The organism is Brevundimonas diminuta, from assembly GCF_022654015.1.
GTDB classification, from domain to species: Bacteria; Pseudomonadota; Alphaproteobacteria; order Caulobacterales; family Caulobacteraceae; genus Brevundimonas; species Brevundimonas diminuta_C.
Genome location: NZ_CP073063.1, coordinates 2,804,749 through 2,815,787, shown reverse-complemented (window position 1 = coordinate 2,815,787; position 11,039 = coordinate 2,804,749). Strand labels below are relative to the sequence as shown.

The following is an 11,039-nucleotide window of genomic DNA, read 5'->3' as shown; positions in this document are numbered from 1 at the left end:
GTCCCGACGGACTACCGAAGCAGCGGATCGACGGCGGTCGACAGGGCCTCCAGCGAATGCTCCATCACCATCGTCCCGTTGACGAAGAAGGTGGGCGTGCCGGTGACGCCGGCGGCGCGCGCGCCTTCGATCTGGGCGTCGAGGGCCGCGCGGATGGTCGGGCCGTTCAGGCAGGCCTCGATCTGCTCGCGGGTCTTGCCGCTGGCGGCGATGCCGGCGGCGAACCAGGGCTGGGCGCCGGTGGTCTGCAGGTTGGCCTGATCGCGCATGAAGACGGCCGCCACGTCGAAATAGCGTTCGGGCGCGGCGCACATGGCGACCGCAGCCGCGGCGGCGGCGACATTGGCGGGCGCGGTCGGCAGGTTGCGGTGAACCAGCCGGACCTTGCCGGTGTCGATGTATTTGGCCTTGAAGGCCGGCAGCACGGTGTTGTGGAAGTCCGCGCAGTGCGAGCAGGTGAAGGACGCGTATTCGATCACCGTCACCGGCGCATTCGCCCGACCCAGGATGTGATCCTGGGCCGTGACGGGCGGGGGCGCATCGGCGGCGAGCGCCGGCGTCGGCAAGCCGCCGGACAGGGCGGCGAGGGCGAAACCGGCGGCGATGAAGGCGCGTCGCATCATCTGATTAGGCCTCGGTTACTTGGCCAGGGCCGCGTCGATTGCGGTGGACAGGTCGGCCAAGCTGGCGCCTTCGCCGCCGGGCGAGATGACCTGCGTCTCGTTGACATAGAAGGCGGGGGTGCCGGTCACGCCCTGGGCGCGGGCGGCCTGAACGCGCTTCTCCATGGCGGCGACGGCGTCCTTGTCGGTGACGCAGTCGTTGAACTGCTGCTCGGACAGGCCGGCGGCCTGGGCGGTGCGCAGCAGCCAGTCGCGCGGCGAGGAGGTCAGCATCTCCTGCTGCGTCGCCATCAGCTGGTGAACCACGTCGAAATACTTGTCCGGACCGGCGCAGCGCGCGACCAGGAAGCCGGCGGTGGCGGCGTCGACCGGCGGGGTCGGCAGTTCGCGGAAGACGTAGCGGACCTTGTTGGTGTCGACGTATTTGGCCTTGAACGCCGGCCAGGTGTTCTTCTGCCACAGGGCGCAGTGGGGGCAGGTGACCGAGGCGTATTCGACCACGGTGACCTTGGCGCCTTCAGGCGCGCCCAGACCCATGTCGCCCTCGGCCGCACCCTTGGCGCCGCCGCCGCAGGCCGCCAGAGCCATGGTCGCCAGTGCGGCGCCGGTGATGGCCGCACGACGGCTCATGCGGGCGAAGCGGGATTCAGTGTCGGCCATGAAGGTTCCTCGGATCGGATCGTTGGCGATGATCGCGCGATTCCCCGGGAATGGCGCGACCCTGAACTAGTCTGGAACAGGTGCGGCGAAGTTTTGTCAACAGCGCCCTATCCGCGCGCCCAGGCCCTATCGATCGCCGGCGCGGGGATGAAACTTTGCGGCCTGTCCTGGCGCGGCGGCGGATCGCTTATGCCTTGCTGGATGAAGCGCATCGCCGACAGCAGTCCGGAACGCGAGAAGGGCTTGGGGATCACGCCATGCGCGCCCAGGAAGTCCTCGGGGATCATCTTGGGGTTGGCGGTCAGGAACACCACGGCGGTGGACGGCCAACGGTCCTTGATCAGGCGACACACGTCCAGACCGCTGGAGTTATCCGCCAGCTGGATGTCGACGAAGGCGACGTCGGGCGGCCCTTGGAGCGACAGCGACTCGACCTCGCTCAGAGACATGGCTTCTCCGACCAACCGGTGGCCTTCGTCCTCAAGCATCGCCTCGAGGTCCATCACGAGCAGGGCCTCGTCCTCGACGACCAGAATGTCGAAGTGGGGCCCGGCGGCGCGCACCTAGCCGCTCACGGGGAAGTCGACGACCGCGCGTGTGCCGGGGTCGGCTGGCAGCCACAGCGTCTTGCCGCCGATCTGCTTTGAAAGACGACCGATCAAAGTCTTGCCCAATCCCTGATGCGCAGCGCCGGGAATGCCGGGGCCGTCGTCCTGAACAACGACCTGGCCACCTTGTTCCGTCTTCCTGGCTAAGACGATCAATCGGCCGCCTCGATCGTCGGGGAAGGCGTGCTTGATCGCATTGGTCAGCAGCTCGTTGATGATCAGGCCGATCGACGAGGCGTGGGTCGACGGGATGAACATCGGCTCCACATCGACGGAGACCTCGATGTCGGTGCGTCCGGTCGATCCGATCACATCGGCGACCAGGGTGTTGGTGAAGGCGCCGACGTCGAACTGGGTGACGTCCTCGGACTGATAGAGTTTGCGGTGAACGGTCGCCAGGGCGTCCACCCGCTCCAGCATGGAGTCCAGGGTTGCGGTCAGGGCTGGATCGGACAGGGAGCGCGATTGCAGCCGCAGCAGCGAGCCGATCATGGTCAGGTTGTTCTTGACCCGGTGATCGACCTCATGAAGCAGCAAGGTCTTGGCGGTCAGGGCTTCCTGGAGATCGGCGGTGCGGGCGGCGACTTCACGCTCGACCAGAGCCTTCTGCTTTTCGACATAGGCCTTGGCCTCCACGCGATCCGTAACGTCCAGCTGGGAAGCGAAGAAATATTCGATATCGCCTTGGGCGTTGCGCACCGGGCTGATGAACAGGGCGTTCCAGAAGGTGCTGCCGTCCTTGCGATAGTTCAGCAGATCGATGTGGATGTCGGTTCCGGCTTCCAGGGCGTCGCGGATCTTGGCCACGGCGTCCCGGTCGGAGTCGGGTCCCTGAAGAAACCGGCAGTTCTGGCCGATGATCTCGTCGCGTTCATAGCCCGTCAGATCCTGGAAGGCCTTGTTGGCGAAAACGATGGGATTGTCGTCACGACGCGGGTCGGTGATGACCATCGGCATGCGCGTGCCGCGTATGGCGGCGGCGAACGGGTCGCCGCGACCGATCTCGTGTTCGACGACATCGGTCAGTCGCCAGTCGTCTTGTTGCTTCATCGGGGCTCGGAATCCAGGCGCGCGACCAGGATATGCCGTGCGGATATTTGTCTTTTTACAGCCCCTTCCTACAGCACGCCGGGGCCACTGCCAACCAAGGCGAGGGGGTCAGTCGGCCTTGATCCCGGGGCGCGACAGGGCGACGCGGCCGAGGCGCGCCAGGGCGGCGCGTAGATCGTCGGGGGCTGCGGCGATGGAGGCGGCGAGGTCGGCCTCGGCCTGGGCGGGCAGGGGCGGCGGCTTGGCGCTGCGTTTGGGACGGGCGGCGGCCTCCTTCAAAGGGGCGACCGGACCCTGGGCGATGCGCAGCCGATCCACCGTCCCGGCGCCCAGGAACAGGTTGACGCGGGCCAAGATGTCCTCGGACTGGTGCTGGATCAACAGGGCGGCGGCGCCGGCGACGCGCAGCTCCAGCACGCCGGGTGAACCGCCCTTGCCCTTGGTCAGTTTCTGCGGGCGTGTGACGCGGGCCAGGCGATCGCCGACGATCTCGCGCCAGCGAGGCTCCAGCGCACCGGCCCCGCGTCCGAACTGCTCGTCCAGCTTCTTGATCAGGGGCGTCAGCGCCTTGCCCGCGCGCGGCGCCGGTCGGGGGACCGGACGGGTGCGGCGGCGAGACAGGATCTCGCGGACCTCGGCGTCTGTGGGCAGCGTGCGGCGCATGGGTCTATATACCCCGACCGATGCCTGACGTCTCTCCCGACATAGACCTGATCCGCTCCCGGCTGCAGGCCTGGTACGACGTCCATGCGCGCAGCCTGCCGTGGCGAGCCGCCGTCGGCGCGCCGCGGACCGAGCCGTACCGTGTCTGGCTGTCGGAGGTCATGCTTCAGCAGACGACCGTGCCGCATGCGACGCCGTATTTTCACGCCTTCACCACGCGCTGGCCGACGGTCTCGGACCTGGCGGCGGCCGAGGATGCGGAGGTGATGGGGGCCTGGGCGGGGCTGGGCTACTATGCGCGTGCCCGCAATCTGCTGGCCTGCGCGCGGGCGGTGGCGGGCGAGCATGGCGGGGTGTTTCCGGATACCGAAGCGGCGCTGCTCGCGCTGCCGGGCGTGGGCGCCTATACGGCCGCAGCCGTCGCCTCCATCGCCTTCGACCGGGCGGCCAATGTCGTGGACGGCAATGTCGAGCGGGTGATGGCGCGTCTGTTCGCGGTCGAGACGCCGGTCCCCGCCGCCCGGCCCGAACTGAGGCGGCTGGCGGGCCTGTTCGTCACCGATGAGCGGCCCGGAGACTGGGCGCAGGCGTTGATGGACCTGGGCGCGACGGTGTGCCGGCCGAAGTCACCGTCGTGCGGGACTTGTCCCGTGGCCAGCGAATGCCTGGGTTTGGCCGCGGGCGAGCCGGCCCGGTTTCCGATGAAGACGAAGAAGGCGGAGCGGCCGCATCGGCGGGGCATCGCCTATGTGCTGGTTGACGACCAGGGGCGGGTCGCGATCGAGACGCGACCCGAGAAGGGGCTGCTGGGCGGAATGCTGGGCCTGCCGACCAGCGATTGGGCGATAGACGAGCCTGCTGCGGCAGCGCCGATGGAGGCCGACTGGCGCGAGGCGGGGGCTGTGGAGCACGTCTTCACCCACTTCAGCCTGACGCTGACGGTGATGACCGCGCGCGTCGATGCGGGCGGTCCCTATCGCTGGATGCCGATCGAGGCGGCGCGGGCCGCCCTGCCGACGGTCTTCGCCAAGGCGCTGGATCGGGCGAACACGCCCGATCTGTTCGGCTGAATCCCTATCGCAACGTGCGGATCGAGACCTTGCCCTGCTTGTGATGCGGGATGACAACCGCGCGACCGTCGGCGTGCTGGATGTTCAGATCCACGACGGCGCCGCCGACTTGCAGGCCGGTGATCTTCAGACGATCCAGACCGGCGGGCAGGACGGGATCGGCCAGATCGACCGTCTCGGTCCAGGCGTCGATGGACAGGCCCAGGGTCGCCTGAAGCATCAGGAAGACCGATCCCGCCGCCCAGGCCTGGGGCAGGCAGGCGACCGGATAGGCGATGGGCGGCTCACCCGGCTCACGCGGGAAGCCGCAGAACAGTTCGGGCAGCCTCAGGTGGAAATGGGCGGCCGCCGCGTAGATCTCGGCCAGGATTTCCGCGACCGCATCGCGCTCGCCGTAGGCGGCCATGCCGGCGGCGGCCATGGCGGTGTCGTGCGGCCAGACCGAGCCGTTGTGATAGCTCATCGGATTGAAGCGGGCCTGTCCGACCTCCAGGGTGCGGATGCCCCACCCGGTGCGGAACTCGGCGGTCAGCAGGCGTTTGGTGACGCGTCGCGCGCGTTCAAGCGACGGCAGCCCGGTGAACAGCAGATGGCCAGCGTTCGAGGCGATGGCGCGACATTGCTGGCCGTCGCCGTCGAGGGCCACGGCGTAGAAGCCCTCGTCCTCCATCCAGAACTTTTCCTCGACCAGGGAGCGGACCTGTTCGGCGCGCATCCGCCATTCGGTCGTGCGGTCGTCGTGCAGGCGCTCGCCCAGATCGCCCAGCGCCTTCCAGGCGGCGAAGGCGTAGCCCTGAACCTCCAGAAGCGCGATCGGACCCTTGGGGAAGCGACCGTCGGCGTGGAAGATGGAATCCTCGGAGTCCTTCCACCCTTGGTTGGATAGGCCGGTGTCCGCGCCGCGCTGATAGTCGATCAGACCGTCATTGTTGCTGTCGCCATAGTCGCGCATCCAGTCGGCGGCCGCGATCAGATTGGGCCAAAGCCTGCGGATCAGATCCAGATCGCCGGTGCGGTTGGCGTAGGCGCCGGCCAGGGCCACGAATAGGCAGGTGGTGTCGACGCCGCCATAGTAGAGACCGAACGGCACCTCATGCAGGGCGCTCATCTCGCCGCCGCGGGTTTCGTGCATGATCTTACCGGGCTGGCTGTCCCGATAGAGCGAGGTCTCAGTCGCCTGGCGCGAGGCCAGATAGGTCAGCACGCCCTTGGCCAGCGACGGGTCCAGCCAGAGCATTTGCCAGGCCGAAATGATGCCGTCGCGGCCGAACGGGGTCGAGAACCACGGCGTGCCTGCATAGGGATAGGGGCCGGTCGGCAGGTCCGTGGTCAGCAGCGCCATGTCGGCGCGCGACTGGTCCAGCCAGTCGTTGAAGCGCGGGCTGCGCGGGCCGCGCACCGAGGCGCCGCGCCGGCGTTTGGCGCGCATGGCCAGGCGGGCCTGGATGGCGTTCTGGCGCCAGCGATCGGCGTCCGGTGTCTCGCAGGCGTCCACGCCGCATTCGATGAACAGATCCAGCGAGCGGCCCTTTGGCAGGCTGAACATGAACTCCGCGCGTTGATGCGTCAGGCGGGCGGGCGGTTCGGAAAAGGCGATGCAGCTGGACCGGTCCACGTCGTCCAGGCCTGTGTAGCGGAAGGTGACGCGACGACCATCGGTGGTCGGCGTGTGGATCGTCCCGCGTTTGGCTCGCGGCGTGCCGCGCACCTGGAAGATATCAAAGAAGTCCGCGCCGAAATCGAAGGCCAGCGGCAGCAGAATGTCCTCCACCCCATGGTTGACCATGCGGATGCGCTCGAACATCCGCCGGTTCCACAGAAACCGCCGGCGCTCGATATGCAGGACGCCGGCCGGGGCCGATCGCCCGCCCATCGGGGGCAGGGGACGGTTGGTGGTGTGGCAGGAGAAGAACACGTTGTCCTGGCTGACGCCGGACGACAGTCGCGACGGCTTCAGCAGACCGACCGTCATGGCCCAGCGCGACAGGACGCGGGTGTCGCCCGCGAACAGGCCGTCGGCGCCGCCCTTCATGTCGCCCCATCCGTCGGCGACCAGGAAGGTGTCGCCTTCCTTCAGCGCCATCAGCTGTTCGAGACCCGTGGCCTCGACCGATTCACCGGCGGTCAGTTGAGTGGAATAGGCGTCGTCCATGCGGTCTCTTCCCCGTCGTTGTGAGGCCTCGGCCGAACGTGTCGCACCCGAATGCGGCGCTGAGGGGCCGCTTGCAGACTTTAATGGGCAAGTCGCCGACGGGTTCAGGCGAACCTGTGCTTTTTCATCGCCAAACGACCCGAGAGACTTACTTGATCAGTCGTACGACGCCGATGGACCGCGCGATGTCGCGGAAGGCGGCTTCCAGAGCGGCGCTGTCTTCGGCCAGGAAGGCATGGTCGGAATCGGTGGCGCAGGTCCTCAGCAGATTGCGTCCGTTCTGCGTGGGCACATTCAGGCCGACGGTGAAAACCTCGATCTTGTTCGACTTGGCATAGGTGCAGATCGAACCGAAATCGGCATCAGTCGCCGCCAGCTCATTGGCTTTGACCGTGGCGACGTGCGCTCCGTCCGACGAGCGGTAACGCAGGGTGTTCACACCGTCGGTCATAAGCACCAGAATCTTGCGCGGCGTGCGGTTCGCGGGATCGTAGACACCGCCCTCCTGGAACGGCGCGGTAGGCGACAGCAGGTTGATGCCCCAGATCAGGCCGGATGGAATATGCGTCTCCGGCTTGTAGCCGCCGACATTGATGACGAGGTTTTTGATTGCGTTCAGGACGCTGGATTTGCTCTTGGACAGGGGGCTGACCGCATTCAGGCAGCTCTGGCCTGTCGTCAGGAAACCCTTGTAGGGCGTCGCCGGCGACTGGTCGTTCAGCCGCGTCGTGCCGACGTTGCGCGAATAGACGCAGCCGAACCACTTGTAGCTGACGTTGCAAGCATAGGGCGGGACGGTGACCGTCTTGACCACCTGATCCTTGTAGCAGGTGCCGGTCTCGCTGACGCCGTCGCGCACGGTGGTGCAAGGATAGGGCGTGCCGCCGCTGTAGGTCGTCTTGGTCGTGCAGGTGCGCTCCTGAACATAGTCGTCGGGCACGGAAATCCACGGGGCCTTGCGATTGGCAATCCCGACATTGACGTAGTCCGCATAGGGCACGACGCCGATCGAGACCTCGTCGCTTTCGGTCGCCATCAACTCGTTGACCAGCAAACTGGCCGAGGTCTTCAGCGCATCGATCCGTTTGATCGAGCGAGTGTCCTTTTCACTCATCGACCAGGTGTTATCGAGCACCAGGACGGTCTCGATCTTTTGCGCCACGCCGCGCGTCGCCTCGGACAGGGCGTTGATGTCGAACTGTTTGACGCCGGCCAGACCCGCAAAGATGGGTTTGACCCCGCCCTTGAAGGTCACCCTGACGATTTTGCCATCGACATATTGGGTGCCGGTCTTCCAGCCGTCGATCAGTTGGCCGGTCTTCAGATTGGCTTCCAGATAGGGACCGCTGACCGCTTCCAGCTCCTTGGCCGTCTGGGCGCGGGACGCCGCAGCGCCCAACGCTGCTGCGTCGAGCGCTTCCTGCACCTGGTTCCTGACTGAGACATAGCGATTGATGTCGATAGCCAGGCCGACCATCAGTGCCAGGCCCATGGCGGACAGGGCGAAGAAGGTCGCGATGTTGCCCGCGGTATTCCAGCGCAGATGCGCCAGCCGCCTCATCGCTGTCCATTGCATAGTGGTCGCCCCGATTTGGGACGACCGTAATGGATAAGCTTAACTTTTGGGTGAACGCCGTTACAAACTCAGGATTGCAATGGCGTCCCGACCGAGTTGGTTTCAGGCGGTGGCGGCGAAGCTGCGCTCTTCACGCGGACGCAGCGGGGTGACCACCTCATCCAGCGCGGTCTCCGCGAACGGGCGACGCGCCAGCAGGTCGCCGTAGACGTCCAAGTAACGACGCGCCATGGCGGTGGCGGAAAACCGCAAATCGAAGCGCGCGCGGATGGCCTCGCGGTCCAGCAGATGCGCGCGCCCGGCGGCGGCGATCGCCTGTTCCATCGTGTCGACCAAGAAGCCGGTGGCGCCGTCCTCGATCACCTCGGGGGTCGAGCCGCAGCGGAAGGCGATCACCGGGGTGCCGCAGGCCATGGCCTCGATCATCACCAGGCCGAAGGGCTCCGGCCAGTCGATGGGGAAGAGCAGAGCTTCGGCGCCGCCGAGGAAGGCGGACTTCTGATGGTCGCCGATCTCGCCGATGAATTCGATCAGCGGATTGCCCTCGACCAACGGGCGGATTTTCTCCTCCCAATAGCGTTTATCGGCGGCGTCCACCTTTGCGGCCATCTTCAGCCGCTTGCCCAGTTTGGTGGCGATCTCGATGGCGCGGTCGGGGCGCTTTTCGGGCGAGATGCGACCCAAGAAGGCCAGATAGCCCTCGGATTTCGGGGAGAAGATGTATTGTTCGCCGGGCATGCCGTGATGGACGGTGGCTTTCCAGTTGGCGAAATGCAGCGGCTTGCGCTGATCGTCTGAGATGGAGACCAGTCCAAACTCGCTCCAGCGCGCATAGACGCCGGGCAGGTCCTTCATGTCCAGGCGGCCGTGTAGCGTCGTCAAAGTCTTGTCCGCATATTTCTGGAACAGCGGGAAGTGAACCATGTCGGTATGGAAGTGGATCACGTCAAACTCGTCGGCGCGGTCCAGAACTTCGCCCAGCATCGACAGGTGGGCGGCGAGATCGGATTTCAACGGCGCCGGATCCAGGCGAATGGCCTGATCGCGCACGGGCACCAGACGGGCCTTGGTCTGGGCGTCGGCGCTGGCGAACAGGGTCACGTCGTGGCCCAGATCAACCAGAGCGTCGGTCAGATGCGCCACCACACGCTCCGTGCCGCCATACAGCTTGGGAGGCACGGCCTCATACAGAGGGGTGATCTGCGCGATTTTCATGGTGATGTGCTCCGACACCGCATCCTGGCGGGCCGTTGACATCAATGGTCTCGCAACTGCGAAGTTCCATCGCAGCTGATGAATTTTCACATAGGTTTCGAGGGGTTACAGCGACGCTGGTCCATATTGAGTGTGCGAAATCGTACCTATTGGCGACGCGTTGCCAGCTAAGTGATTGATGTGGCTTATGCGATGCGCGGTCGCAGCGGCTCACATCGCGGCGCGAACCTCCGAGCGCAGGGCGTCGATGGATTTCAAGCCCTGGTCGGTCTTGAAGCGCCAGTAGGTCCAGCCGTTGCAGGCCGGCGCATTTTCAAGCAGCGCACCCAGCTTGTGGATCGAGCCGCTGAGCGAGCCGTGAACTAGCGAACCGTCCGCACGAACCCGCGCCTCGCGCTCGCCCTTGGGGCAATACAGGCGGTCGCCGGGCTGCAACAGGCCGGCCTCGACCAGGGCGCCGAACGGCACCTTGGGCTCGGCGCGCTTGGAGCCTGTGACCATCAGATCTTCGGGGCGGGCAGGGATGACCGAGTCGATGCGGGTTCTGGCGACCTCGGCATAGGTCTCGTCACGCTCGATGCCGATGTAGTGGCGGCCCAGGCGTTTGGCGGCGGCGCCGGTGGTGCCGGTGCCGAAGAAGGGGTCCAGGATCACGTCGCCAGGCCGGGTCGCCGACAGCAGCACGCGGTGCAGCAGGGCTTCGGGCTTCTGGGTCGGATGAGCCTTCTTGCCGTCGGCGTCCTTGATCCGCTCCTCGCCCGTGCACAGGGCGAAGGTCCAGTCCGAGCGCATCTGGGTGTCTTCGTTGAAAGCCTTCAGCGCGTCATAGTTGAAGGTGTAGCGCTTCTGATCCCGCGATTTGGCGGCCCAGATCAGGGTCTCATGGGCGTTGGTGAATCGGGTGCCCTTGAAGTTCGGCATCGGGTTGGACTTGCGCCAGATGATGTCGTTCAGCACCCAGAAGCCCAGATCCTGGATCGCCGATCCCAGGCGGAAGACGTTATGGTAGCTGCCGATCACCCAGATCGAGCCCTCGGGCTTCAGCACGCGGCGGCATTCCGCCAGCCAGGCGCGGGTGAAGGCGTCATAGTCGGCGAAGCTGGCGAACTTGTCCCAGTCATCATCGACCGCATCGACCTTGGAATTGTCCGGGCGCAGCAGGTCGCCGCCCAGCTGCAGATTATAGGGCGGATCGGCGAAGACCATGTCCACCGAGGCGTCGGGCAGGCTTTTCAGCACTTCGATGCAATCGCCACAGTGAATGACGTCGGTTTTAAGCTCGGACATGGAACGCGGCCCCGCAACAGTGAGACCGCTATGGTGAATCCTTGTGGTTAAGGTGGATTAAACGGCAGGGTCAGCCGGACGCATATTGCAGTCCGACCGCACCATCCACAGCCTTCTCGGGCCAGCGTGTTCCTG

General features: G+C 65.9%; 10 protein-coding genes. 1 reads left to right on the top strand and 9 read right to left on the bottom strand.

Going from position 1 to position 11,039, the window contains the following annotated elements:
- Positions 1–11 precede the first annotated feature (11 nt).
- From KAK88_RS13970 to KAK88_RS13950, 5 genes are all read right to left on the bottom strand, one after another.
- Positions 12–620: a thioredoxin domain-containing protein gene (locus tag KAK88_RS13970; RefSeq protein WP_242077085.1), complete on the bottom strand. Its 609-nt coding sequence runs from the start codon at positions 618–620 to the stop codon at positions 12–14.
- 18 nt (positions 621–638) lie between these two features.
- On the bottom strand, positions 639–1,283 hold the full coding sequence (locus tag KAK88_RS13965; protein ID WP_039246870.1) for a DsbA family protein: 645 nt from the start codon (positions 1,281–1,283) through the stop codon (positions 639–641).
- 107 nt (positions 1,284–1,390) lie between these two features.
- Positions 1,391–1,846, bottom strand: a complete 456-nt coding sequence (locus KAK88_RS13960) for a response regulator (RefSeq protein WP_242077084.1) — start codon at positions 1,844–1,846, stop codon at positions 1,391–1,393.
- Positions 1,847–2,941: a PAS domain-containing protein gene (locus KAK88_RS13955; protein ID WP_242077083.1), complete on the bottom strand. Its 1,095-nt coding sequence runs from the start codon at positions 2,939–2,941 to the stop codon at positions 1,847–1,849.
- Positions 2,942–3,049: 108 nt separating this feature from the next.
- Positions 3,050–3,604, bottom strand: a complete 555-nt coding sequence (locus KAK88_RS13950; protein ID WP_242077082.1) for a DUF721 domain-containing protein — start codon at positions 3,602–3,604, stop codon at positions 3,050–3,052.
- A 20-nt stretch (positions 3,605–3,624) separates the two neighbouring features.
- On the opposite strand from KAK88_RS13950, the gene mutY reads away from it, so the two are divergent.
- Positions 3,625–4,674 (top strand): A/G-specific adenine glycosylase, encoded by a 1,050-nt coding sequence (gene mutY, locus KAK88_RS13945; protein WP_242077081.1) that lies wholly within the window; start codon positions 3,625–3,627, stop codon positions 4,672–4,674.
- A gap of 4 nt (positions 4,675–4,678) precedes the next feature.
- Here the strand turns inward: mutY and KAK88_RS13940 are convergent, their stop codons facing one another.
- The 4 genes from KAK88_RS13940 to KAK88_RS13925 all read right to left on the bottom strand — a co-directional run bounded on the left by KAK88_RS13940 (position 4,679) and on the right by KAK88_RS13925 (position 10,904).
- Positions 4,679–6,826 carry an amylo-alpha-1,6-glucosidase gene (locus KAK88_RS13940; protein WP_242077080.1) on the bottom strand — a complete coding sequence of 716 codons (2,148 nt, stop codon included), beginning with the start codon at positions 6,824–6,826 and terminating at the stop codon, positions 4,679–4,681.
- Positions 6,827–6,974: 148 nt separating this feature from the next.
- Complete coding sequence (locus KAK88_RS13935) at positions 6,975–8,402, bottom strand: VWA domain-containing protein (RefSeq protein ID WP_242077079.1); 1,428 nt, start codon at positions 8,400–8,402, stop codon at positions 6,975–6,977.
- Between the two features lie 102 nt (positions 8,403–8,504).
- Positions 8,505–9,617 carry a glycosyltransferase family 4 protein gene (locus KAK88_RS13930; protein ID WP_242078608.1) on the bottom strand — a complete coding sequence of 371 codons (1,113 nt, stop codon included), beginning with the start codon at positions 9,615–9,617 and terminating at the stop codon, positions 8,505–8,507.
- A 210-nt stretch (positions 9,618–9,827) separates the two neighbouring features.
- On the bottom strand, positions 9,828–10,904 hold the full coding sequence (locus KAK88_RS13925; protein WP_242077078.1) for a site-specific DNA-methyltransferase: 1,077 nt from the start codon (positions 10,902–10,904) through the stop codon (positions 9,828–9,830).
- Positions 10,905–11,039: the final 135 nt, after the last annotated feature.

Coding starts and splice junctions, on each gene's coding strand:
- KAK88_RS13925 (WP_242077078.1), bottom strand. CDS start 10,904: ATGTCCGAGCTTAAAACCGACGTCATTCACTGTGGCGATTGCATCGAA.
- KAK88_RS13940 (WP_242077080.1), bottom strand. CDS start 6,826: ATGGACGACGCCTATTCCACTCAACTGACCGCCGGTGAATCGGTCGAG.
- KAK88_RS13950 (WP_242077082.1), bottom strand. CDS start 3,604: ATGCGCCGCACGCTGCCCACAGACGCCGAGGTCCGCGAGATCCTGTCT.
- KAK88_RS13935 (WP_242077079.1), bottom strand. CDS start 8,402: ATGCAATGGACAGCGATGAGGCGGCTGGCGCATCTGCGCTGGAATACC.
- mutY (WP_242077081.1), top strand. CDS start 3,625: ATGCCTGACGTCTCTCCCGACATAGACCTGATCCGCTCCCGGCTGCAG.
- KAK88_RS13955 (WP_242077083.1), bottom strand. CDS start 2,941: ATGAAGCAACAAGACGACTGGCGACTGACCGATGTCGTCGAACACGAG.
- KAK88_RS13970 (WP_242077085.1), bottom strand. CDS start 620: ATGCGACGCGCCTTCATCGCCGCCGGTTTCGCCCTCGCCGCCCTGTCC.
- KAK88_RS13965 (WP_039246870.1), bottom strand. CDS start 1,283: ATGGCCGACACTGAATCCCGCTTCGCCCGCATGAGCCGTCGTGCGGCC.
- KAK88_RS13930 (WP_242078608.1), bottom strand. CDS start 9,617: ATGAAAATCGCGCAGATCACCCCTCTGTATGAGGCCGTGCCTCCCAAG.